At 49.5% G+C, this 24,538-nt stretch carries 23 protein-coding genes and 3 tRNA genes; 8 read left to right on the forward strand and 18 right to left on the reverse strand.

The window, feature by feature from the left end; all coding sequences use genetic code 11:
- Positions 1-70: 70 nt before the first annotated feature.
- From N8M53_RS06190 to hutC, 14 genes are all read right to left on the reverse strand, one after another.
- Positions 71-147, reverse strand: a tRNA-Val gene (locus N8M53_RS06190).
- A 13-nt stretch (positions 148-160) separates the two neighbouring features.
- Positions 161-237 (reverse strand) — tRNA-Val (locus N8M53_RS06195).
- Positions 238-260: 23 nt separating this feature from the next.
- Positions 261-337, reverse strand: a tRNA-Val gene (locus N8M53_RS06200).
- Between the two features lie 176 nt (positions 338-513).
- On the reverse strand, positions 514-1,518 hold the full coding sequence (locus N8M53_RS06205; RefSeq protein WP_269579880.1) for a DUF3080 domain-containing protein: 1,005 nt from the start codon (positions 1,516-1,518) through the stop codon (positions 514-516).
- A 118-nt stretch (positions 1,519-1,636) separates the two neighbouring features.
- Positions 1,637-3,007 (reverse strand): MATE family efflux transporter, encoded by a 1,371-nt coding sequence (locus N8M53_RS06210; protein WP_269579881.1) that lies wholly within the window; start codon positions 3,005-3,007, stop codon positions 1,637-1,639.
- A 159-nt stretch (positions 3,008-3,166) separates the two neighbouring features.
- The gene (locus N8M53_RS06215; RefSeq protein ID WP_269579882.1) at positions 3,167-3,370 is read right to left on the reverse strand and encodes a CPXCG motif-containing cysteine-rich protein; all 204 of its coding nucleotides are present in this window, start codon (positions 3,368-3,370) and stop codon (positions 3,167-3,169) included.
- A gap of 173 nt (positions 3,371-3,543) precedes the next feature.
- Positions 3,544-4,197, reverse strand: a complete 654-nt coding sequence (hxpB, locus tag N8M53_RS06220; RefSeq protein WP_077772402.1) for a hexitol phosphatase HxpB — start codon at positions 4,195-4,197, stop codon at positions 3,544-3,546.
- A gap of 35 nt (positions 4,198-4,232) precedes the next feature.
- Positions 4,233-5,102: a fructosamine kinase family protein gene (locus N8M53_RS06225; RefSeq protein WP_269579883.1), complete on the reverse strand. Its 870-nt coding sequence runs from the start codon at positions 5,100-5,102 to the stop codon at positions 4,233-4,235.
- A 160-nt stretch (positions 5,103-5,262) separates the two neighbouring features.
- On the reverse strand, positions 5,263-6,807 hold the full coding sequence (hutH, locus tag N8M53_RS06230) for a histidine ammonia-lyase (RefSeq protein WP_269579884.1): 1,545 nt from the start codon (positions 6,805-6,807) through the stop codon (positions 5,263-5,265).
- A 10-nt stretch (positions 6,808-6,817) separates the two neighbouring features.
- A complete protein-coding gene (hutU, locus tag N8M53_RS06235; protein WP_269579885.1) occupies positions 6,818-8,506 on the reverse strand; it encodes a urocanate hydratase in 1,689 nt (562 codons plus the stop codon).
- Between the two features lie 2 nt (positions 8,507-8,508).
- A complete protein-coding gene (hutG, locus tag N8M53_RS06240; protein ID WP_269579886.1) occupies positions 8,509-9,519 on the reverse strand; it encodes a formimidoylglutamase in 1,011 nt (336 codons plus the stop codon).
- Positions 9,516-10,739 (reverse strand): imidazolonepropionase, encoded by a 1,224-nt coding sequence (gene hutI, locus N8M53_RS06245; protein WP_269579887.1) that lies wholly within the window; start codon positions 10,737-10,739, stop codon positions 9,516-9,518. The genes hutG and hutI overlap by 4 nt, the downstream gene beginning before the upstream one ends.
- A gap of 144 nt (positions 10,740-10,883) precedes the next feature.
- Positions 10,884-11,675 carry a substrate-binding periplasmic protein gene (locus N8M53_RS06250; RefSeq protein WP_269579888.1) on the reverse strand — a complete coding sequence of 264 codons (792 nt, stop codon included), beginning with the start codon at positions 11,673-11,675 and terminating at the stop codon, positions 10,884-10,886.
- 57 nt (positions 11,676-11,732) lie between these two features.
- Positions 11,733-12,437 (reverse strand): histidine utilization repressor, encoded by a 705-nt coding sequence (gene hutC, locus N8M53_RS06255; RefSeq protein WP_269579889.1) that lies wholly within the window; start codon positions 12,435-12,437, stop codon positions 11,733-11,735.
- 253 nt (positions 12,438-12,690) lie between these two features.
- Between hutC and thrS the strand changes: the two genes are divergently transcribed.
- From thrS to N8M53_RS06285, 6 genes are all read left to right on the forward strand, one after another.
- Positions 12,691-14,619, forward strand: coding sequence for a threonine--tRNA ligase (gene thrS / locus N8M53_RS06260; protein WP_269579890.1), 1,929 nt, complete (start codon positions 12,691-12,693; stop codon positions 14,617-14,619).
- A 3-nt stretch (positions 14,620-14,622) separates the two neighbouring features.
- Positions 14,623-15,168, forward strand: a complete 546-nt coding sequence (gene infC / locus N8M53_RS06265; protein WP_077459463.1) for a translation initiation factor IF-3 — start codon at positions 14,623-14,625, stop codon at positions 15,166-15,168.
- A gap of 96 nt (positions 15,169-15,264) precedes the next feature.
- The gene (gene rpmI / locus N8M53_RS06270; protein WP_025673304.1) at positions 15,265-15,459 is read left to right on the forward strand and encodes a 50S ribosomal protein L35; all 195 of its coding nucleotides are present in this window, start codon (positions 15,265-15,267) and stop codon (positions 15,457-15,459) included.
- Positions 15,460-15,495: 36 nt separating this feature from the next.
- Positions 15,496-15,849 (forward strand): 50S ribosomal protein L20, encoded by a 354-nt coding sequence (gene rplT, locus N8M53_RS06275; RefSeq protein ID WP_025673305.1) that lies wholly within the window; start codon positions 15,496-15,498, stop codon positions 15,847-15,849.
- 166 nt (positions 15,850-16,015) lie between these two features.
- Positions 16,016-16,306: a hypothetical protein gene (locus N8M53_RS06280; protein WP_269579891.1), complete on the forward strand. Its 291-nt coding sequence runs from the start codon at positions 16,016-16,018 to the stop codon at positions 16,304-16,306.
- Entirely contained in the window at positions 16,303-17,106 is an 804-nt protein-coding gene (locus N8M53_RS06285) for a PhzF family phenazine biosynthesis protein (RefSeq protein ID WP_269579892.1), read from the forward strand. The genes N8M53_RS06280 and N8M53_RS06285 overlap by 4 nt, the downstream gene beginning before the upstream one ends.
- A gap of 4 nt (positions 17,107-17,110) precedes the next feature.
- Here the strand turns inward: N8M53_RS06285 and N8M53_RS06290 are convergent, their stop codons facing one another.
- Genes N8M53_RS06290 through N8M53_RS06300 form a run of 3 tightly spaced genes read right to left on the reverse strand, consistent with a single transcriptional unit; the run spans position 17,111 to position 20,501 of the window.
- Positions 17,111-18,358 (reverse strand): ABC transporter substrate-binding protein, encoded by a 1,248-nt coding sequence (locus N8M53_RS06290; protein ID WP_269579893.1) that lies wholly within the window; start codon positions 18,356-18,358, stop codon positions 17,111-17,113.
- Positions 18,355-19,797: an ATP-binding protein gene (locus N8M53_RS06295; protein ID WP_269579894.1), complete on the reverse strand. Its 1,443-nt coding sequence runs from the start codon at positions 19,795-19,797 to the stop codon at positions 18,355-18,357. Before N8M53_RS06295 ends, N8M53_RS06290 begins: the two co-directional genes overlap by 4 nt.
- On the reverse strand, positions 19,797-20,501 hold the full coding sequence (locus N8M53_RS06300) for a response regulator transcription factor (RefSeq protein ID WP_069587646.1): 705 nt from the start codon (positions 20,499-20,501) through the stop codon (positions 19,797-19,799). The genes N8M53_RS06295 and N8M53_RS06300 overlap by 1 nt, the downstream gene beginning before the upstream one ends.
- A 200-nt stretch (positions 20,502-20,701) precedes the next feature.
- On the opposite strand from N8M53_RS06300, the gene ptsG reads away from it, so the two are divergent.
- Both ptsG and N8M53_RS06310 read left to right on the forward strand, forming a co-directional pair.
- Positions 20,702-22,138: a glucose-specific PTS transporter subunit IIBC gene (gene ptsG / locus N8M53_RS06305; RefSeq protein ID WP_269579895.1), complete on the forward strand. Its 1,437-nt coding sequence runs from the start codon at positions 20,702-20,704 to the stop codon at positions 22,136-22,138.
- 88 nt (positions 22,139-22,226) lie between these two features.
- Entirely contained in the window at positions 22,227-23,087 is an 861-nt protein-coding gene (locus N8M53_RS06310) for a PIG-L family deacetylase (RefSeq protein ID WP_269579896.1), read from the forward strand.
- Positions 23,088-23,135: 48 nt separating this feature from the next.
- On the opposite strand, the gene N8M53_RS06315 is transcribed toward N8M53_RS06310, so the two are convergent.
- Entirely contained in the window at positions 23,136-24,524 is a 1,389-nt protein-coding gene (locus N8M53_RS06315; protein WP_269579897.1) for a peptide MFS transporter, read from the reverse strand.
- Positions 24,525-24,538: the final 14 nt, after the last annotated feature.

Here is a 24,538-nt window from a genome sequence, read left to right on the forward strand (position 1 = left end):
TTATGTCAACGTATTTCAGGACGGGACACGGCAAACAAAAAAGCCTGCTAAAAAGCAGGCTCTCTGGAAATGGTGCGTCCGGGCAGACTCGAACTGCCGACCCCCGCCATGTCAAGGCGGTACTCTAACCAACTGAGCTACGGACGCGAATTTCAAAATGTGGTGCGTCTGAGTGGACTCGAACCACCGACTTCCACCATGTCAAGGTGACACTCTAACCAACTGAGTTACAGACGCATAATTTTTCTTTTCAAGCAAAGTGGTGCGTCCGAGTGGACTCGAACCACCGACCCCCGCCATGTCAAGGCGATACTCTAACCAGCTGAGCTACGGACGCACAGTGCTTGAAAGCGGGATGAATAGTAGCGAGTTCATCTGTGTCACGCAAGCGCTTGAGCCCATATTTTTGCGTAGAAACGACTGTTTGGCGATTTGATCGTCAATATGGCGATGTTTTCACTACCTGCCATGCGTTAGTGACTGTTTTAACGGTGACTCGCTGATTTTTGGGCGTTATTGCCCGAGTTTGACCTCGCAACGTTGGAACAATTGCTGCCAGACATTGGCATGATGCTTAATCGCCGCTTTGTATGCCTGATAAGCGTCTCCCTTCCAGTAGGCGTTTTTGTAATCGTTAAATGCGTCAGGCGTGTTTAATGTCGCAAGTCGCGAAAGAGCCGGGGCAAGATCGCGATAAAGCCCATCTACACGAGCAAGGTACGGCTGCACATCACCCACGTAAAACTTATAAAAGACAGTCTGCAGGCGTTTTAAACGGGTGGTATCAAAGTTACCGCCGCAACGCACTGTCTGTTGATGGTTGGCAATCAGTTCACTGGTTTGGTTCAGCCACGCGGTGTGATAACTCAAGCTCACAAACAAATCGCCTAAAATTGGCTGCTTTTCGATGCTTTCTTGCCAGGCCGTAACAGGCTCGGTAGGCGCTTGGGTTGAAGGTATTAATTGGCTAAATTGCTCGATGGTGTTGACCGCATTGCTGTGTGCTGGAAGCTCGATGGGAAGCGTAAACGCCGGTAAGTTGAGCTGCGCGCGCCAAGCCTCACTATCAATCAAGGTATTCCAAATAACTTTATCGCGCTGCTGACGTTTGAGCGCTAGCGCCTTTTCCAGCTCAGCGTGAATGCTCGGATCCTTTACCTGCGGTAAACATTGCTCAGCAGTCTCGATAAAATGGAGCTCATAGTCGAGCTGTCGAAAGCGGTCGGCGACTTTACCCAAGGATGAATTACGTTCCGCAATAAGGTTGAATAGGCCACACTGGCGAAGCTCATAGGCATCGAGCACACCCATTCGCAGTTCATCAAGCGGCTGAACCAGATCGCGTTTACGTGGCAATGCCGGTAGCTCAGGGGAGGTGAAATCGGGGGTTGGCGCATCCAACACATTGCCAAGTCGTTGGTAATAGTCGGCCATCATATCTTTGGCTGGATCGTCTGATTGGCATCCAGCTAATCCTACTAACGATATCACGAGTATTGCGGTTTGTAATCGGCGCATGATTTGGCCCTTGTCCTTTGTTTTTTATACTCACTTCCTGATGTTACGCGAGCGATCCAACCCGCGATCGCTCGGCGTACTGTTAGTTTAAGCGCGGTGGCGCGCCTGTGGCATTTGCCTACCGTTCAGCCATGGCCAGTTGGAACTCGGGAGATTGCTGACGCATCCAGCGTAAGCGTAGGCCCAACAATACCGCGGCACTGGATAGACCGATAATAATACCGATCCAAAAACCGTGCGCGCCCATGGCTGGTACTAGCCAGTCTGTCATGCCGAGCACATAACCGAGCGGTAAACCTAGCCCCCAATAGGCGACCAGGGTGCGTTGGAAAATCGCGCGCATGTCTTTGTAGCCTCGTAGTGCACCAGCAGCAACTACTTGAATCGCATCGGTGATCTGATAGACAGCTGCCAATAACATCAATGATGATGCCAGTGTGGCGACGTCGGGATTATCAGAATACAGGGCGATAATTGGGTCGCGCAGCCAGACGGTGAGTAAGGCGGTTACCACGGCCGTGCTGACACCCAGCCAAATACCGATTTTGGCGGAATTGGCTGCCCCTTCGGTGGTGCGTTTGCCCAATAGGTGGCCGACACGAATGCTGACCGCCACGCCAAGGCTCATCGGCAACATAAAGATCATGGTGGAGAAGTTGATCGCCACTTGGTGAGCGGCCACGGTGATCGGCCCAAGTGGAGCGATTAAAATAGCAATGGCCGCAAACAGTGTCACCTCGAAGAACAGTGACGCCGCCACGGGGAAGCCGAGTTTAAACAAGCGAATCTGCTCTTTGATGATCGGCGAATAAAGTGTGGCGAATAGGCGTAGGCCACTGAGCTTTTTGCTGATCATGACATACACGGCCATCAGTCCTGCCATTAGCCAGTACACCAGCGCCGTGGCGACACCACATCCGACGCCGCCTAGTTCCGGTGCCCCTAGCTTACCGTAGACGAACATCCAGTTAAGCGGCACGTTGGCGGCTAGGCCGATAAAGCCTATTACCATTGCCGGGACGGTTAAAGACATCCCTTCGCACAGGTTGCGAATCGCCTGAAAAAGCAAAAAGGCTGGCACTGCCCAAATCACCGCATGCAAGTAACCAATGGTTTTTACCGTGAGCGCCGCTTCGACATCCATTAAATCAATAATAAAACCGGCTTTATATAAGATGAGCCCAATCGGCACGCTTAAAAGCAGTGCCATATGTACCCCCTGCTGAAATTGAAAGGGGATCTGGTTTTCTTTGCCAGCCCCGTTGAGCTGGGCAATAACAGGAACCATCGCCATTAACAAACCGATGCCAAATAAAATGGCGGGCATCCATATGCTTGAGGCAACCGCCACGGCAGCCATATCGGTGGCACTGTAGCCACCAGCCATCACGGTATCGACAAACCCCATGGAGGTTTGAGCTATTTGGGCAATAAAAACAGGCACGCTGAGCCGAATAATGGCTCTTGCTTCATCATGGTATTGCTGCACGTCGGCCTCAACAGTTTGTGATTGAACGGAAGGGGAATGGAATCGCGCGCAATTATACGTGCTAGGGGAAGAGAAAGGGAAGCGTAGGCCGCATCAATTTCGCACCCGCGATGATGCAAAGCTATTAAGGCAGGTAAGTAGTGGACGTGAGCTTAACGGTTAGAAGATTTGCTCATCATCCGCATCAATAAACAGGTTAATGGTTTTGTGTGATTCATCAATCTGCATATCGTAATGAATGGCATTGCAACAGTTTGGACAATCTTCATAAAACTCTTGGTTGCCGCCACTTAAATCCAATGTGATATCAAAGCGATGACCACAGTGCGGGCAATTTACGATCCGGTCAGTAATATCATCCATGGTTACGCACCTCTTACTTGATTCTCTGTACTTAAACCCAGTATAGATGAGGATAGTAACGGGATAAACGTAGGGGAGAATACGATCGATAAACTGGGCTTTGCGTCGCGATAAATGGCATATCACCTTAATGCCGGTGAATGCCATTTATGCTGCTATCGTGATGTAGACGGCTAGAGCGATTCGAGATTATCTGCGCTAAATGCGCGAAGGCTCGCCAGCTTTTGGTCGGCAATCACAAAACGGGGGTCTTCCCACTCATGGGCTGCAGGCACAACGATGGTTTTCATCGAGGCCGCTTTGGCGGCAAGTAGACCGGTAAATGAATCTTCAAAGGCGACACAATGCTCGGGCTCCACACCCAAGGCGTTGGCGGCGTTAAGATAAACTTCTGGATGAGGCTTGCCGTGTTTAAGCGCGCCCGCTGACTCGACAATGGCAAATTGCTCACTGAGTCCTAATGCATCGAGGGTTGGATGAATAAGTGTAAGGGGCGATGACGATGCTAAGCCCACTTTTAGTCCAGCTTGATGGCAAATCGCTAACGCTTCTTTAACGCCTGGCATCATCGGCTTCTCGTCTTTCACTAACTCCACCACACGGTCGACGATCCGTGCTTGTACATCGGCATTGGAGGGACCCTGCCAAGGCTGAGTGCGTGCGTAGTATTTGACTATCTCGTCAATTCGAACGCCTGTGGTGTCACGCGTGTCTTGCAAACTGATGGAAACACCCAGCTCGCTCAACACGTCAATTTGTGCACGTTGCCAAAACGGCTCTGAGTCAACCAACAGGCCGTCCATATCAAATATCGCGGCAGATAACATTGCCAACCTCACTCTTAATTTGTGTGCACCGCATCCTACACCGTCAGTGTGAGTTTTGTCAGCAATTGTTCTGCTTGTGTGAGGTATGGGCCGCCGAATAAGTTGACGTGGTTAAGCACATGATAAAGGTTGTAAATGTCTTTTCGATTTTGATAACCCTCATCTAACGGCCACTCGGCTTGATAGCCGTTATAGAAGCTTTGCGGAAAACCACCAAAGAGCTCTGTCATGGCAATATCGGCTTCACGGTCGCCCCAATAACAGGCAGGGTCAAACACCACAGGGCCATTGACCGACAGCCCCATGTTGCCCGACCAAAGATCCCCGTGAAGCAAGGAAGGCTTTGGGGTATGGCCAACAAGTTGGGTTTTGACATTCTCGATAATGGTATCGATGTCGCCAAAATGCAGCGAGCGCTCAGCCGCCAATTGCAGTTGCCACCCAATACGTTGTTCAGCAAAAAAACGACACCACTTGCGGTGCCAACAGTTTCTCTGCTCCGTGGTGCCGATGAAATTATCGTCATCGAAGCCGTACTCTGCTTGCTCCCCCCAGCGATGATGACGCGCTAAGTGTTGCCCCAACAAATAAGCCTGCGTGTCATCTATCGGTTTGATGGGCAGGTAGTTGAGCACCAAGACAGCACTGTCTTTCACGGGGCCGACAAAATACACCTGAGGCACAAGAATATGGCCGCTCATCGCGAGTTGACGCAACCCTTCTGCTTCGGCTTCAAAGGCGGGGAGTAGGGCGCGCTCGTTCACCTTGACGAAAAAACGTTGATCACCGCCATCGCCAATGCAATAGGCATTATGGATGTCGCCACCGCTGAGCGCGTGTTTTTCGGTGATCTCAAAATCAATCCCGAGTTGTTCGGATAGGTGTACAGACAGGGCATGCCACATAAGCGACTCCGTTACATCGAGGTAAAGGGGGAAGTAACAGCAACTGGTTATATAGTAGCCCAGGATGTCGCCTTATATCTGTGGATATGGCAACAGTTTGAATAAAAAAACGGCTCATGAAGAGCCGTTTAACAGTTAGATTTGGTGCTTATTGCTGCGGTTACGAGACGGAAGATAAGCTCGGCAAGATGCCGTTTGGCATCAAGCGGTTATAGGTCCCGGTTTTAAGCAGTGCATTGGCCTTTTCGATATCGGGAGCAAAGTAGCGGTCTTTGTCGTAAAACGGCACGACACCACGTAACTCCGCTTTGGCTTGCTCTAAGCGCTCTGAGCTTTTATGGGGAGCACGAAAGTCAATGCCTTGACTGGCTGAGAGCAGTTCGACGGCCAAAATACCGCGTGTGTTGCTGCTCATATCATGTAGGCGGCGAGCAGCAAAGGTCGCCATAGAGACATGATCTTCTTGGTTTGCTGAGGTAGGCAGGCTGTCAATCGATGCGGGGTGGGCCAGAGTTTTGTTTTCACTGGCCAACGCGGCAGCAGTGACCTGTGCGATCATAAATCCTGAGTTAACGCCACCGTTGTTAACCAAAAATGCCGGGAGCTTGCTGAGGTTAGTGTCGATGAGTAGTGCCATCCGACGTTCCGACAAGCTACCCATTTCTGCAATCGCTAATGCCAGGTTGTCTGCAGCCATGGCAACGGGCTCGGCGTGGAAATTGCCCCCAGAAATGATGTCGCCATCTTCTGGGAACACCAGTGGGTTATCGGATACCGAATTGGCTTCAGTGATAAGCACGTCGGCTGCTTGGCGAATTTGCTGCAAGCAAGCGCCCATCACCTGTGGCTGGCAGCGCAGAGAGTAAGGATCTTGCACTTTTTCACAGTTTTGGTGGCTGTCGCCAATTTCACTGGACTCATTCAATAGGTGGCGGTAGGCGGTAGCAGCATCCATTTGGGTTTGGTGGCCGCGTACTGCGTGAATGCGCGGATCGAAGGGGCGTCGGCTACCAAGTGCCGCTTCCACTGACAATGCGCCACAAACCGTGGCGGCGGCGTACAGATCTTCGGCCTCAAACAGACCCTCGAGGGCAAAGGCCGTGGACGCCTGTGTTCCATTAAGAAGCGCCAGCCCTTCTTTTGGCCCCAGTGTAATAGGCGATAACCCGGCGATCTTTAACGCGGCTTCACCTGAAATCACTTCGCCTTTATAACGCGCTTGGCCTTCACCCAGTAATACCGTGCTCATATGCGCGAGAGGTGCAAGGTCGCCTGAAGCGCCCACGGAGCCTTTTTTGGGGATGCAGGGATACACCTCGCGGTTGACCAACTCTGCCAGCGCTTTGACGACCTCAAAGCGGATCCCTGAATAACCACGCGCCAAGCTCGCAATTTTGAGCACCATCATCAGGCGCACGGTAGCATCGTCCATAAACTCACCGATCCCCGCCGCGTGAGACAACACAATCGAGCGCTGGAGCGTTTCGAGATCGTCAAGCTCAATGCGGGTATTGGCCAATAAGCCAAAGCCCGTATTGATGCCGTATACCACCCGTCCTTGTTCAAGGACGTTGGTGACAGTGTCCGTGCTGGTTTTCATGGTGGCTTCAATACCGTCAGCAAACGCCAGTTGCACGGGCTCTCGGCTGACTTGTCGTAGTTGGTCCAGGGTGAGCTCACCAGGTTGTAGCGTTAATGTGTACATCTTGCTCTCCTTAGCGCAGCGGTTGGTTAGGTAAGTCCAACAGCGGCAGATCGAGTTGTTCTTCTTTGGCACAATCAATGGCAATATCGTAGCCGGCATCGGCGTGGCGCATTACCCCTGTGGCAGGGTCGTTTCGTAGCACACGTGCCACACGCTGGTGGGCATCATCGGTGCCGTCACAGACAATCACCACGCCTGAGTGTTGCGAGAAGCCCATGCCAACACCGCCACCATGGTGTAATGATACCCAGGTGGCTCCTGATGCTGTGTTTAACATCGCGTTGAGTAATGGCCAATCAGACACCGCGTCCGAGCCATCGAGCATGCCCTCGGTTTCACGGTTCGGGCTCGCGACTGAGCCTGAGTCTAAGTGGTCACGGCCAATCACCACGGGCGCTTTGAGTTCGCCATTTTTCACCATTTCGTTAAAGGCAAGAGCCAAGCGGGCACGGTCTTTGACACCCACCCAACAAATACGAGCCGGTAAGCCTTGGAACTGAATGCGCTCTTTGGCCATATCCAGCCAGTTGTGCAGGTGCGGGTCATCCGGGATTAGCTCTTTGACTTTTTGGTCGGTTTTATAGATATCTTCCGGATCGCCTGACAGGGCCGCCCAGCGGAACGGACCAATTCCTTGGCAGAATAACGGACGAATATAGGCAGGGACAAATCCTGGGAAATCAAAGGCATTGTCGACCCCTACTTCGAGGGCCATCTGGCGAATGTTGTTGCCGTAATCCAAGGTCGCCGCGCCGCGCGTTTGCAAATCAAGCATTGCTTTTACTTGTACGGCCATTGATGCTTTCGCGGCTTTCACGACCTCTGCTTCGTTTTCTTTGCGCTGAGCGGCGGCTTGCTCCATGGTCCAGCCCTGTGGCAAGTAACCATTGAGAGGGTCGTGGGCTGAGGTTTGGTCGGTGACCACGTCCGGGGTGATATTGCGCTTAACTAGTTCAGGGAAAATATCAGCCGCATTGGCCAGTAACCCAATGGAAACGGGCTTACCAGACTGGTTGGCGTCTTTAATCATCCCAAGCGCTTCATCGAGTGACGTTGCTTTGCGATCGACATAGCCGGTGCGTAGGCGATAATCGATTCGGCTTTCATCACACTCAACCGCAATCATTGAAAAGCCAGCCATGGTGGCTGCTAGCGGCTGTGCGCCACCCATGCCACCCAGACCACCGGTTAGGATCCAGCGCCCCTTGGCCTCACCATCGAAATGCTTTTTAGCGACAGCAACAAAGGTTTCGTAAGTGCCTTGAACAATGCCTTGTGAGCCGATATAAATCCAACTCCCTGCGGTCATTTGGCCATACATCATCAAGCCTTGCTTATCCAGCTCATTGAAATGTTCCCAGTTGGCCCAATGCGGCACCAAGTTTGAGTTGGCAATAAGCACACGGGGCGCATCTTTGTGGGTCGGGAATACGCCAACAGGCTTACCTGACTGAACCAGCAAGGTTTGATCGTCATCGAGACGTTTAAGTACTTCGACGATCTTGTCGAAACATTGCCAATTGCGAGCAGCACGTCCAATCCCACCATAGACAACTAAGCCATTAGGGTGTTCGGCCACGTCTGGGTGTAGGTTATTCATTAGCATGCGAAGGGGGGCTTCGGTCAGCCAGCTTTTCGTATTAAGCTCTGGCCCAGTTGGGGCTTTAACCGTGCGTGAATCAAAACGTGGATCCGTCATGGTTACTCTCCTTGTGAATCAATGTGGTGCGACGTAGCGTGTAGCATGGTCCAAGCCATGCGAGCCGCTAATCGACTGGTTTGCCGGTCGCGGTCGTAGTTGGGGTTAACTTCAGTGATGTCGCACACGGGGACACGAATACGTTGCCGGTCGGCTTCACCAAAAATAAACTGAATCAGTGGTTCAATGACCTGTACTGGGACGCCGATTGTCGCTGGTGCGCTTACTCCCGGCGCGGCACTGGCAGGAAAAACATCCATATCTAGCGTGAGGTACAAGTAATCACACCCTTGGATAAATTTGCCTAACTTCTCCTTCAGCGCAGGGATTGCCGCCACATGCATCTCAGTATCTTCTTCTACCCAGCATCCAAGTTGCTCGGCTTTATCAAATAGCGCTTGGGTGTTGCTGGTTCGGCTTACGCCTAAGCAGGCATAGTGAAATGGCCAGCCTTTTTGCTGACAAAGCTGGGCGATTTGCGCGAAGGGTGTGCCTGAGCTGCCGGCTTTGCTGAGCCCTTGGGGTGTGCGCAAGTCAAAGTGCGCATCAAAATTAATGATACCGATCTTGGGTGTCTGCAAGGGTGAACCATGGCGTGACAGGTAGCCGGATAAGCCTTGAAAGCTGGCCCACGCGGTTTCGTGTCCGCCCCCCAGCACCAGAACATTATGCTGTGATAGTGTTTGGTGAATGTGTTGACTTAGCCCTTGTTGTGCTAGGACAAGGTCGGTGTCATCACAAGCGACATTGCCACCATCATAGAGGGCAGGGGCGTTGTGCCAGGCAAAATTCGCCAATGCATGCCGAATAGTATCCGGTGCCAGCGCCGCGCCTTGACGACCTTTGTTGCGAGCGACGCCTTCATCACAAGCAAAACCGTAGATCACCACACCGCCTTGTTCACAAGAAGGCGTGTATGAGGTAACCACTTGGTGCAAGCGCAGTCCGCGCTCACCGTCCTCTGGGTCAACACGTCCTTGCCAAAGCGTCATATCAGTTGGTAAGTGTTTCATCCGCGGATCCCCTGGTTGTCATACCATGTTCCGCCAACGATGCGCCCAGCAAGTGGCGCAGTGCCCACCATGTAGCTAAGCTCAGCCGGTGAGTCGCAGTGCCAAACAGCCAAATCCGCGTCAAATCCGACAGCGATTTGACCTTTGTTGTTTAGCCCCATGGCTTGCGCAGCATGGCGGGTGACACCATAGAGATTCTCTTTAGGCGTCAATCTAAAAAAGGTCGAGGCCATGTTCATCATCAGAGTTAACGAGGCAAAGGGTGACGTTCCTGGGTTAAAGTCAGTCGCGAGTGCCATGGGTACTTGGTTGTCACGCAATGCTTGAATTGGAGGGTGTTGAGTTTCACGCAGAAAGTAAAACGCGCCAGGGAGCAAGGTCGCAACCGTGCCGAACTCAGCCAATAGCTGAGCGTCGGCTTCTGATAGGTATTCAATATGATCCACCGACAAGGCGCCTGCTTTTGCGGCTGCCACACTGCCACCGAGATCGCTTAGCTGTTCGGTGTGAGCTTTAATTTTTAATCCATGTGCATTGGCTGCGGCATAGACTTTTTCTGCTTGGTCGACGCTAAAGGCTATTTTTTCACAAAAAACGTCTACCGCATCGGCCAGTTGTTGTTCTGCCGCGGCAGGGATTAGCGTATGACAAACAAAGTCAATGTAGTGATCGGCATCATGTTGATATTCAGGTGGCAGTGCATGTGCTGCTAACAAGGTAGTGGAAATGTTAACCGGCAAGTGCTGCTCAATGGCGCGTGCGACGCGCAGCATTTTTAGCTCGTCTTCAAAAGTAAGGCCGTATCCTGATTTTATTTCGATGGTTGTCACACCATCTCGCATGAGTGCTTCAGCGCGGGGCAGCGCGAGCCTAAGTAGCTCGTCCTCGCTGGCTGTGCGAGTGGCGTTGACGGTGGACAAGATCCCACCGCCTTGCTCAGCGATGGTTTGGTAAGGTACACCGTTAAGGCGCTGCTCAAACTCACCGGCACGATTGCCTGCAAATACCAAGTGTGTGTGACTATCGATAAGCCCTGGCGTCACTAGGCCACCATTCAACGACTGCTTAGGCCAATCAAGCTGCTTGGCTTGTTGTCCTATCGCGACAATTTTGCCGTTCTCGACAGCGATCGCTGTATTGGGTTGGCACTGGTAGCCAGCATCGTCACGAATATCGCTCGCCATACTGACCACATTTGCTTCGGTAAATACCTTCTTCATGGCGAATACCTTGCTGCTTCATAAATGTCTATACAAATGTATAGACAAATAAGTGAGCAAGTACAAGAGGGGTTGTAAAGTTTTTGTGATCGGTTCGATCGTTTTTGGATAGATAAGAAAGATTAATGGTGTGAAAGGTGACTATTAGTCGTATGCGCCGTTCTCAAAATCCGTGATCAGCTCATCGTAGCGTCCGGATTGATGCAAGCGTTCTAGCCCTTGATTGAACGCTGAAATGTACTCATCCGTCTGTTCTGTCTCTCGACTGATCAGTACATGCAATGAGGTGACGCGAAAAGGGCGTGAATGACGAACAATATTACCACGCTCTTGTTCGTCGAAGTGCTGTCTGAGTACTCGCTCGGCAATGAGGCGGTTACTGATGACAATATCGACTCGGCCCCCAATGAGGGCACGAAAGTTCTGCAGTTCTGTGGTGGTCGCTTGATAGTTAATGTATAAGCCACGTTTTTGCATTTGTTGCAGCATGTATTCGTCAAGGTAACCACGGTTAACACCGAGTTTTATACCTTCCAGATCAGCTTCCTCTTGCCAGTCAAAGGCATAATGCTTTCGGTGATAAAGGTAAACATGCTCAGGAAAGATGGGCGCTGAGTAGGCAAAGTATTTCTCACGTTCTGCGGTGTAACCCCACGCAACAGAGCCATCCCAGTAGCCACTTTTTGCCATCACATAGGCACGTTTCCACGGAAAAAAGCCATAATGAACGCGATAACCACTTAGTGCCGCCGCTTCTTCAACAATATGGTTGATAAGGCCTCGATGTTTGACCTTTGCCGACATGAGCGGGGCGAATTCGCCGCTCGTAAGGCGGATGATTTTGTCTGTGGCACCAGCGGAGGGAGTGTGCAGCATCAAAACGATCACGATGGATAGACAATAGCGGCTGAATAGGGTTAGAACTCGCGCAATCATTTCGTTACCCCGATACACGATCTTTCAACAAGCATAGCTTATAGAAACGGGGATAGGCTATCTGTCCGTACGCGACGTTAGCTTATAACGTGAACCTGGATGATACAGTAATGCGGCACTGACCAACGTTTGCTGACTCCAGGTGCGGCGATGGAGCAAAAGGCAGGGCTCATCAGACTTCATCGCCAATGCCTCTTTGACTGCTGCTGATGGATTAATCGCTTCGACACTATGCTCAATGGTGTTAACCGGGCACACTGACGACAAGTACTCATTGGGGGTGGTCTGGTTGAAGTCTTGTTCGAGATAGGCAGGCGCAAGCGCTGGATTCACCCAGCGCTGCTCGAGCTGGAGCGGTATCTCATCACCATAGTGGACAATTTCGCTGTAATAGACGTCGGTGCCTAACATCACCCCCAAGCGCATTGCCACATCAACGGGCGCAGAGAGGCGTTTCAAGGCATGGATGACACTGTGATAGTGCTGACCGCGTGCGGTGACTTCATCGGCAATATTACGAATGTCCATCAACGGTGATTCCGCCTTGGGTTCAGTGACAAACGTGCCTAGCCGTGGCGTGCGCTCGAGTAGCCCCTCAGTTACTAAGTCACGAACCGCCTTATTGACCGTCATCCGGCTAACGTTGAATAGATCGCACAGTTCGTATTCGGTAGGGATACGCGTACCAACCGGCCAAACCCGTGTCTCAATTTTTTCTTCTATATAGGCTTTGATTTGTTGATAACGAGGCGCGTTGGCCATACAGTTTCCTTGTCAAAATTGTGTATACAAATCAGGATTGATGAAGTCTCGCGTAAAATCAAGTGAATGATAGAAAACTTGATTGTTTATCACGCTGATTCTCGCGTAGAAATTATTGTTGGGATGACTTGCATCACAAATGCGGGATCTTCATAATCGTTATTCTACTTGCACTGTGCGGTTACTTACTAATCGCCAAAATACACTTCATGTGCCACTTGGTGTGTGGCACCACTGAGAAGGATTGTTATCAATGCCTCTAATTACTCTCCCTGACGGTAGTCAGCGTGCTTTTGACCATCCGGTTTCTACTTACGATGTCGCCAACGATATTGGTCCAGGCCTTGCCAAAGCTTGTATTGCCGGCCGTGTAAATGGTGAACGTGTTGACGCGTGTGATCTTATCGAGCAAGACGCCCAACTGGAAATCATTACCGCGAAAGACGAAGACGGGTTAGAAATCATTCGCCACTCATGTGCGCATCTTTTAGGTCATGCGATTAAGCAGCTTTTCCCTGACACTAAGATGGCGATTGGCCCAACCATCGACAACGGTTTCTACTACGACATAGACATGGATCGCTCGCTCACCCAGGATGACCTGGACGCCATTGAAAAGCGTATGAAAGAGTTGGCGAAAACCAAATATCAGGTAGTGAAGAAAAACGTCAGCTGGCAAGAGGCGCGCGACACGTTTGAAGCACGTGGTGAATCATACAAGATGGAAATCTTGGATGAGAATGTATCACGTGACGACCGTCCGGGCTTGTACCACCACGAAGAATACGTTGATATGTGTCGTGGCCCACATGTGCCAAACATGAGTTTTTGTCAGAACTTCAAAGTCCTGAATGTGGCTGGCGCTTACTGGCGTGGTAATAGTGACAACAAAATGCTGCAGCGTATTTACGGCACAGCATTTGCGGATAAAAAGCAACTTAAAGCACACTTAGTGCGTCTCGAAGAAGCCGCGAAGCGCGATCACCGTAAGCTGGGTAAGCAACTTGACCTGTACCACATGCAGCAAGAAGCGCCGGGTATGGTCTTCTGGCATCATAACGGCTGGACGATTTTCCGTGAGCTTGAGCAATTTATTCGCGACAAGCTGACTGAGTATGATTACCAAGAGGTGAAAGGGCCGCTTATCATGGACCGCGTGCTTTGGGAACGTTCGGGCCATTGGGATAAGTACGCGGACTACATGTTCACCACCAATTCAGAGAACCGTGAATACGCCCTTAAGCCGATGAACTGTCCTGGGCATGTGCAGATCTTTAACCAAGGCCTTAAGTCGTACCGTGATCTACCGTTGCGTATGGCGGAATTTGGTAGCTGTCACCGTAATGAACCCTCAGGTGCATTGCATGGTTTGATGCGTGTTCGTGGCTTTACCCAAGACGATGCGCACATTTTCTGTACTCCAGAACAGGTGCAGCAGGAAGTCAGTGCGTGTATCGAGATGGTCTATGAGACATATCAGACCTTTGGCTTTAACAACATTGAAGTCAAGCTCTCTACCCGTCCAGAAACACGTGTCGGCTCCGACGAAATGTGGGATAAAGCCGAGCAAGCCTTGAATGAAGCCCTAACGGCAATGGATATTCCATTTGAAATTCAAGAGGGTGAAGGTGCATTCTACGGACCTAAGATTGAGTTTACGCTACATGATTGTCTCGATCGTGCATGGCAGTGTGGTACAGTACAACTTGATTTCGCGTTGCCCGAGCGCTTAAGCGCGACCTATGTAGGGGAAGACAACGAACGTCATACGCCGGTGATGATTCACCGCGCTATTCTGGGCTCGTTGGAACGTTTCATCGGGATTCTTATCGAAGAATACGCGGGACACTTCCCTGCGTGGTTATCACCACAACAAGCGGTTGTGATGAATATCACGGATAAACAAGCAGATTACGCACAAGAGATTGCGAAAAAACTGCAAAAAGCTGGATTTAGAGCCTCTGCGGACTTGAGAAACGAGAAGATTGGCTTTAAAATCCGCGAACACACTTTGAAGCGTGTTCCGTATATGTTGGTTTGTGGTGACCAGGAAATGGAAGCTGGCGAAGTCGCAATACGGACCCGTAAAGGTAAAGATTTGGGTAAAATTAAGATTGATGACTTCTTAGCGCAGTTGCAGCAAGAAGTGCAAGATCGAACACTCAATATTGTGGAGGAATAAGGTATTAAAGGCGCAAGAAAAGCCCCGGCAAAGAAGAACGCTCATCGTCTAAACAACGAAATTCGTGGTGTTAAGGAAGTCCGTCTGACTGACGCCGACGGTGAACAAGTGGGTATCGTCCCATTTGATGAAGCACTCGCCAAAGCAGAAGAGGCGACTCTTGACTTGGTAGAGATCAGTCCGAACGCTGAGCCGCCGGTTTGTCGTATCATGGATTACGGCAAATTCCTTTACGAGAAGAGTAAAGCTGCGAAAGAGCAGAAGAAAAAACAAAAGACTATTCAGGTTAAGGAAGTTAAATTCCGTCCTGGCACGGATGTAGGCGACTATCAGGTAAAACTACGCAACCTGGTTCGCTTCATTGAAGAGGGCAACAAGGTCAAGGTCACTATCCGATTCCGCGGTCGCGAAATGGCGCACCAAAGCATCGGTGTTGACGTGCTGAACCGCTTGAAAGAAGATACTGCTGAAATTGCTTCAGTAGAAAGCTTCCCTTCACGCATCGAAGGCCGTCAGATGATCATGGTTCTGGCCCCAAAGAAGAAGTAATTCTGGCTTCCAAGTAACATGCGGCTGCGCCCGTTGGGTGCAGCCGTTTTGTTCGCCAAATTGCTATGTTATTAACACAATGCGGAGTTATTCATCATGTCTAAGATGAAATCCAACAAAGGTGCTGCTAAGCGTTTCAAGAAAACAGCTGGTGGCTTCAAGTACAAGCGTGCAACCAAGCGTCATATCCTGACTAAACGTACTACTAAGAACAAGCGTCAGCTTCGTCCAAATGCGGTTCTTCCTGCGTGCGAAAACGCGCAAGTAGCTCGCATGCTGCCATACGCATAAGTTTTTAGTTTTATAATTTAGTTTAGGAGAGAGACAATGGCTCGCGTAAAACGTGGTGTACAAGCTCGTGCACGTCACAAGAGTGTAATGAAGCAAGCGAAAGGCTACTATGGTGCGCGTTCACGCGTATACCGCGTAGCTTTTCAGGCGGTAACGAAAGCAGGTCAATATGCTTACCGTGACCGTCGCAACAAGAAACGCCAATTCCGTCAACTGTGGATCGCACGTATCAACGCTGCGGCTCGCCAAAACGGTATGTCATACAGCCGTCTGATTAACGGTCTTAAAAAGGCATCTATCGAAATCGATCGTAAGATCCTTGCCGACATCGCGGTATATGACAAAGCAGCATTCTCTGTGCTGGTAGAAAAAGCGAAAGCTTCACTGTAATTTTTACAGTAAAGAATTGCTGAGAAAGGAGAGCTTCGGCTCTCCTTTTTTGTTATCTCTAATGTCTAGATAATCGCACTTTATGCGTATAAAAATGTGCGCTAGTACTTCCTTCCTGTTCCTATCATCATGGTATAGTGCTTAAAAGTGAAATTAAGGGCACATAATGAACCGATACGTCTTTTTTTGTCAGCCTAACCACTGTGAGCAGTTTACTTACTTGATCAAGGGATCCCCCAGCTATCTTGCTGAAAAAGAAGCATTGTTAGAGCAGGGATTGATCATCGAAGGAGATGTGATTGTTGCTGATTGTGCGGAGACTGCGATTGAAAAATTCCGCCAGATTAATCTCAATGCAATCGAGGATTACATTCAACACGATCCTACCGTTGGCTTTACGACCTTTATCATGGAAATGTATCATTCGCTGCGTCGCCGGCTTGGAATGAAGTTATGACTGTTGATATGTATCAGGTTGATGCCTTTAGTGCGTCATTGTTTCAGGGAAATCCGGCAGGGGTGTGCATTTCGGCGTCCATGTTGGATGAAGCAACTATGTTGGCCATTGCTGAGGAAATGGCGGTCTCTGAAACGGCATTTCTTGCCTTGGACACCATGTCCTTACGCTGGTTTACACCGACAGTAGAAGTCGCACTCTGCGGTCATGGCACACTCGCCACAGCACATGTTTTGGCTGAGCGTGGTGACGTCAAAATTAGTGACAGTGTCACTTTTTATACGCAGTCTGGACCGCTTGAGGTGACGGTAAAACGCGAGGGGATAGCGATGGCATTTCCTGTTCCTGAGCTTGTAGAAGTAAGGCCAAGTCCATCGCGGCTAGAAGCTTTGGGTCTACATGGCTTTGGTATCCGCGCGAGTTATTGTTTTGGTGAAAAAGAGTTATTGGTGGTTGACTCTGAAGACGATGTAAAAGCGCTGTCTCCTGATTTTACGGTGCTAAATACGCAGCCTGGGCGTGGTGTGGTGGTGACTGCGGCAAGCTCTGATAACACGGTCGATATTGTCTCTCGCTACTTCGCCCCTTGGGTGGGGGTGAACGAAGACCCAGTGACAGGATCCGCGCATTGTGCGCTGGCAGCTTATTGGTCTCAAGCACTGAGTAAAAAGCAGCTTATCGGTTATCAAGCGTCCGCGCGCGGTGGGCAGATCAAGATGACGCTTAGCGACGATTATGTGTTGCTACAAGGCCAAGCAGTGACTGTATTCAGCGGAAAGCTGGATTTAAGCAAGAAGTAGTCATTTATTTTCCCCGCGGTATATTTTCAAGGCGCAGAATAAATTCCTCTGGGCCAATGCTTTCATCATTAAAATACCGATAGATCTCACTGGTCGTTGCTTGTTGAACGATGGGGCTTACAGCCATTGAATCAACTGTACTAGGAAGCAAGCGGCCGTTTTGTTCTGCTTGCTCCATATCATGATGGGCTTGGCGAGAGCACGGGTTGAACTGGCTTAGGTCGATATCTTTACGAGCGGGCAGTGCCCCTTTTGCTTGATTAAAAGCAGTAAGAAATGCTTTGGATGATAAGGCGCGAGCGAGCGTATTGGCCGTTTTTCTACTACTGCGCGCGCTATTAAAGAGCGCGAAACTGTCCATATTGTAAATAAAACCCGTGTGCTTGGCGGGGGCTTGATAGCAGCCGATTGCTTCTGGAGCCGCTACATGTTTGGCCAATAGCTCTCCCAATACCCAATCGCCAGAAAACTGAAATGCGTGTTTGCCTTCAATCAGCAACTGAGTTGCTTCATTCCAGCGTATGTGAGAAATCGTTGGCTGGATGAGGCGGCTAATCTCTCGGAACAAACTTAAAATCTCAAACGTGGTTGCGCTCCGCAGTGTATGCTCATCCATATCCATAAATGCACGTCGATAATAATCCGCACCGCCGTAGCCAAATGCAAGATTTTCAAACAGTAAGGCGATTTGCCATTGATCATTGCCGATGGCTAGCGGTTGCACATTATGACGCTTTAAGGTTTTAAATGTATCGATTAGTGCTTCCCAGTTGTCAGGTGGCGATAGGTTGTATTGACGAAGCACGTCATGATTCACCCACATCCAATTTAATCGATGAATAGTCACTGGCGTTGCCACAAATCTCCCTTCAAATTGATTGACCGCGCGCGCAATGGGATAGAGCTGCGAGCGCCAATGCTCTTGATTGGCTAACTGTTCTAGGTCGTAAAGAAAACCCAGCGCTGCCCATGACTGGATCGCGGGCCCCTCGAGCTGAGCGATGGTTGGCGGTGTGCCCGCAATTGCGCGAGCTTGTAAAATAGACATTGCAGTATCCCCGCCGCCACCTTGAATTGCCTGCTGTTCAACGTGAACGTTAGCCTCCTCAAGCGCCTGTTTAGCGATGTTGGCAGCGCGGACTTCACCTGCTGATGTCCACCAATGCAGAAATTCAACAGATGCTACGGTGGACTGTGCTGCGTTAATGGGGAAAGCGATTGCGAATAAAAGGGTAAGCAAGTATTTTTTCATAGTTCACACGCCAACTGAATGGTGACAATAAGCCCTTGTTGGGGGTGGTTTTGTACATAGAGATCGCCGCCGTGGCTTCGAGCAATACTGCGGGAAATGGTGAGGCCTAGCCCGGATCCGAGATGTGTTTTTGCATCAACGCGAAAGTACGGTTCGAAGACTTTTTCTTGCCACTTTGTCTCCAAGCCCGGGCCAAAGTCGCGCACCTGAATAACAACCTTGTCATGATCGTCGTAAAGACCAACTTCAGCGGAGCCACCATATTTAATAGCGTTGTCGATGACGTTATAAAGGCACCGTTTAATCGCAAGGGGTTTACCCAAGAATCGGCTTTCAACTGGTAGCGAAAGCTGAACCTTACGTTTACTGCGGTTGTAGTACGCTGCGCATTGTTCAAGCGTATCGACCAAATTAATCCATTCAACTTCCTCATGGATGTCAGTTTCACGAATACACTGCAAGGCGCCCTCTAACAACACATCAAATTCAGTCAATACGGTCTCAAATTTTTGCCGCTCTGCATCATCTTCCAACATTGCCGTGCGTAATTTCAGGCATGCTAATGGCGTCTTTAAATCGTGTGATATGGCCCCGAATAGCATTTCGCGGTCGCGGATATAGGCGCGTATACGTCGCTGCATTTTATTAAATGCTCGCACAGCAGCACGTGTTTCTTTACTGCCTTCTTCTTGTACTTCTTCGACATATAGCTGTCCGCTCATCAGCGTCGCGGCTTTAGCCAGTCGCCGAATTGGACGAATTTCTAATCGCAATAACCAGACCGTACAAAAGACAAGGAGTAACGAGGATATCCCCAAAAAGACCAGCTGTTTTTGGTCAATAAACTGTGGCGATAAGGTAGAGAAGGGGACAGGTAGCGTTGCCGCGAGATAAAACCATTCGCTTTGTGACATTTGGATCTGTACCACAACGATAGGTAAATCCAGATCGCCTAAGGCTAAGCTGTAGTCGGCCCAGATAGCAGGCAATGCCTCAAGCTTAATACCTGAGTTAAACACTTTGAGGTCTTGGCGTCGGCTTAACGCAACATCAATGTGTTGCGCGTGGCGCACTGATTTAGACAACCGCGTCGATGCCTGCTCTAAAATCATGGCGGTACGCGCAGTTTGCGTGGGCAACCCAACATCTAATTTGCGTTGGTTGATGGAGATAAAGAAGCGTGTGCCACCCATCTCTCGAATTTGGTTCAAGATGAGGTAGCGATAACTGACGGGAAGTGCCTCAAAATAGTTGTAAGTATCAGCAACATTACTGGTTAGGCTTTGTACCGTTTTCTGTAGACTCTCTTGCTCCTTTTGCGCACTGGTTTGGTACCAAATCAACCCGGCGATCAGTTGGGCGATAACAATCACGATCAATAAGGTCGCGCCAATACGAAATCGAATGGAGGTGAACAACGATAGCGCAAGCGTACGCATCAATGCACCTCTGTCGCGATGACATCAGTGGCGAGCATGTAACCTTTATTCCTTACCGTTAAAATGAGCGAACGCTCGTCGTCGTGAAGGTGCTTACGTAATCGGCTGATTTGCACATCAATCCCGCGTTCAAATGGCTCTGCATCTCGCCCCCAAATGCAGCGGGCAATATCATCTCGACTCAAAAGCTGATTGGGTTTTTCTAGCATTAAGCTGATCAGATTAAAGTCGGCGCCAGACAATTGTTTGCACTCACCGTGAGGGCTAACTAATTGACGCTTCAGCAGGTCACACGTCCATCCGGCGAAAGTGACTTTATGGCCGACACCGGATGATTGGGTCATATGTGTACGCCTCAATAAGGCTTTAATGCGTGCCAGTAGCTCACGTGGGCTAAAGGTTTTTGTAATGTAATCATCGGCGCCCACTTCCAGCCCTGCAACACGATCAGCTTCATCTGTCACAGCCGTGAGCATGATGATGGGGACGTTAGAGTGTTTGCGAATTTGGCTACATAGCGTTAGCCCATCATCGCCCGGCAGCATAATATCGAGAATGATGAGATCCGGTGCGTGCGTTTGATAGTGTGCCCACATTTGCTCACCGTCACTGGCAGTAAGAACATGAAACTCAGCACGCCCTAGGTAATCGGTGAGTGCATCTCTAAGCGATTGATTGTCATCCACAACGAGGATGGTTTTCATCTTGCACGTTCCTGTGTTTTTCACCAATACCTTGTGTATACCTCAATTAAAACGAGATCACTATTGGTGCAAGCTGATATTGCCACACCGGTAGGCGTTGGTATGTAACAGCCTGCTTACAAACTCATAGGCTTTTGTAACCTTGGGAGAGACGCTTTTCTTTATCGTGTGTATGTCTCTACATAAAAAAGGAACATCACATGTTTAGTCACGCGTTTGGATTACTACAACGGATAGGGCGCTCTTTGATGCTGCCTGTGGCCGTATTACCTGTTGCCGGTCTATTACTCGGTATCGGTTCTGCTAACTTCGCATGGATACCGGATAGTGTCTCTGAAATCATGGCCATGTCAGGCGATGCCGTATTCAGCAATCTGGCACTTATCTTTGCGATTGGTGTCGCTCTGGGTCTATCAGACAACGATGGCGCGGCTGGGCTGGCGGCGACGGTTGGCTTTGCCATTATGACCGCAACCTTAGGGGTAATGGCTAACATCCACGGCATTGAGCCTGCGATGATCATCGGGATCCCTAGTCTTAATACTGGGGTATTCGGCGGGATTATGATTGGGGCTGTGGCAGCCTATTTGTTTAATCGTTTTCATAACATCCAGCTTCCTGAGTACTTGGGCTTCTTTGCCGGAAAACGCTTCGTCCCTATCGTTACGGGTATTGCTGCAATATTTCTTGGTATTGCGCTCAGCTATATCTGGCCTCCCATTGGCGGCGCAATCAAGAGTTTTTCGCACTGGGCGGCTTATCAAAGCCCAACCACAGCTTTTGGTATTTACGGGTTTGTTGAGCGTTCTTTGATTCCTTTTGGCTTGCACCACATTTGGAACGTGCCTTTCTTCTTTGAAGTGGGGGAATATGTCGACCCTGAAAGCGGAAAAGTGATCACCGGTGAAATTCAACGCTACCTTGCTGGTGACCCTACTGCCGGCAATCTAGCCGGAGGCTATTTGTACTCAATGTGGGCGTTACCAGCGGTGGGGTTAGCTATTTATCACTCAGCTCGCCCTGATAAACGCGCACTGGTTGGCGGGATTATGGCTTCGGCAGCGTTAACATCTTGGCTGACGGGTATTACCGAACCGATGGAGTTTTCTTTTCTATTTGTCGCGCCGGTGTTGTATGCCATGCATTGTGTCTTAACGGGGATCGGTTTTGCACTCGTCACAACGTTAGATATCCACCATAGCGTCACCTTCGCACATGGCGCAATTGACTTCCTTATCTATTACCCACTGTCGACCAATGCTTGGCTTTTCGCACTGATTGGCCCGCTCTGGGCGTTAATGTATTACAGCTTGTTTAGATTAACGATCAGTAAGCTTAATTTGCTGACACCAGGCCGAGAAACCGCTGAAACCGAGGTGAGTCAACTTTCGGAAATCGGTTCAGAGCTGGCACATCAATTGGTCAGTGCGCTTGGAGGAAAGGAAAATATTAAAAATGTGGATGCCTGTATCACGCGACTGCGAGTCAGCCTGAATGATATCCAGTATGCTGATATTACCGCAATTAAGCAGCTCGGCGCCAAAGAGGTACTGGTTGTTGGCGACAACCTTCAGGCTATATTTGGTACGCAATCAGACACTATCAAATCTGAAATAAAAGCGGTGCTTGTTGGGTAACTCTTTAATAATTAAAAGGTATTACAGAATGCATAGATCACTTGCTAGAAAGCTATCGACGGCCTGTCTTATCATGAGTATGTCCGCTATGTCGACTGTATCCGTAGCAGAGCCGTTGGATATTACACATGAAAAAATCTTTTTCTTAAGTCCTCATCCGGATGATATTGCACTGACATTTGGTGGCTTGATTAATAAGCTTGCTAAAGAGGATGGGTTGCTACAAAAAAAGCCAGTCACAGAAGTCTATTTTTCGGTATCTAATTACACTACTAATCACCTAGATATCTCGACAAATAAGAGAGTTATCGATGTGACCTCGATGAGATTCAACGAGGACATCAAGGCTCATACAGATATGTTTAACAAGTGGAGTAATTTTAGGTACAAAACGTCAGGTTTTTATGATGCGCCATTGAGAAATTATGAAGGGTCGACAACGGCTGGGGGAGGACCGGCTGGAACGTTTGAAGACTTTAGGCAGCAAGAAATAGAGATTTACCAGACTATTACAGCTAGCGTAAAGCCTATTCTACAACAAGATAATTGTGCAGCATTTGTTCTATTGGCTAATGGTAGTCACATCGATCACTTCGTCGTGAGGGAAGCGATTTTAAAAGCTGCTCATGACTTAGGTTCACAAGCTAAATGCGACATTTACTTAGGGCAAGATCAACCTTATACGGGAGCAAACCCTACTGATGCGATGGTAGAGGTTAATAATTTAGCAGCCAGATTACCCCCTAACGCATTAATACCAATGAGATATTGGATAGACAAGGAACATAAGGTTAATTTATTCGAGACTTACTTCCTGAGCCAATACGATAAATCATACATTCCAGCGCTCGATAGTGCGGATACTGAGACAATATACAAATGGGAGAAATCAACATACTCTCAGCTCAGTCCTCACCAAAAATGTAATTCAGAGTACTGTCGCTGGTAGTCAAAAAAGAGGCCAAACGGCCTCTTTTTCATTATTGAAGTGGGGGGATTACGCCACTTGTACTTGCTGTTGTTCGATTTCTTCACTTGGTGTGGCACCAGACTCAGCACCGTGCATCCAACGAATCAGTGTGCCGGATAGCGCCAGTAAGATAACACCGGAAATCGCGGCTGTTGCTGCAATACCACCGAAGATGGCCATAGCGCCATAATCACCTACATGCGAGCCAATGATCCCCGCCACATAGTTGGCGATCGCGTTAAAGCCGAACCAGGCCCCCATCATCAGTGAGGCCAAGCGTAGCGGCGCGAGCTTAGTAACCAAGGATAAACCGATAGGTGAGAGGCAAAGTTCGCCTAGTGTGTGGAAGAAGAACGCGCCCACCAACCAAAACATCGACGTTTTCACTGTGGTATCACCGCCTTGCTCTAACACTGCGCCAATCATGCACACAAACCCCAGCGCCAACATAAATAAAGCCATCGCGAATTTCACGGGCGAGCTTGGCTCTTTAGGTCCCAAACGAACCCATAATGAGGCTGCAATAGGGGCACAAACAATGATGAAGAAAGGGTTAAGCGATTGGAACCAAGCGGCTGGTATCTCAAACCCGCCAACCATACGATCCGTATACTCTTGGGTATAAATATTCATCAAGCCACCGGCTTGTTCAAAGCCTGCCCAGAAAATAATGACAAATAACCCCATCAATAAAATTACTTTGAGGCGATCGATTTCTTGCTTAGTTAATGGGGCATTGGTCTTGGAATGATTGGCATCTCGCGCTTGTTGTGCGGCTGGAACTCGGCCTATTTCGCCGAGCCAAGCGTTGGCCATGGTTAGCTGGATCACGAGGCTAATCACCATTCCCACGCCCGCTGCAAAGAAGCCATATTGCCAGCCGTAAGCGCTGCTCACCGTGCCCGCAACAAAGCCAGCTAGCAATGAGCCAATATTGATGCCCATATAAAAGATGGTAAACGCACCATCCCGACGATGATCGCCTTCATCATAAAGGTCACCCACCATCGTCGAGATGTTGGGTTTAAATAAGCCAGAACCCGCAATCAGTATGGCTAAGCCTGCATATAAGGTATGTACTGTATCTAAGCCATATTGGTGAGCAGGGAAGGCCAGAGTGAATTGACCGATGGCCATTAATGCCCCACCGAGAATGACAGCGCGACGTTGGCCAATAAAGTTATCGGCAATCCATCCACCAATCAGCGGCGTGATATAGACGAGGCCAGTATAGTAACCATATAGTTCGAGTGCGTCTTTGGTTGACCAGCCTAAGCCGCCATTAATGGTTTGGTCAGTGAGATAAAGCACCAAGATCGCGCGCATTGCATAATATGAAAAGCGCTCCCAAAGCTCAGTGCCAAAAAGTAAGAACAGTCCCCGAGGGTGACCAAGTATTGTTTTTTGGTTTTCCATAACTATCTAATTAT

The organism is Salinivibrio kushneri, from assembly GCF_027286325.1.
Classification (GTDB): domain Bacteria; phylum Pseudomonadota; class Gammaproteobacteria; order Enterobacterales; family Vibrionaceae; genus Salinivibrio; species Salinivibrio kushneri_A.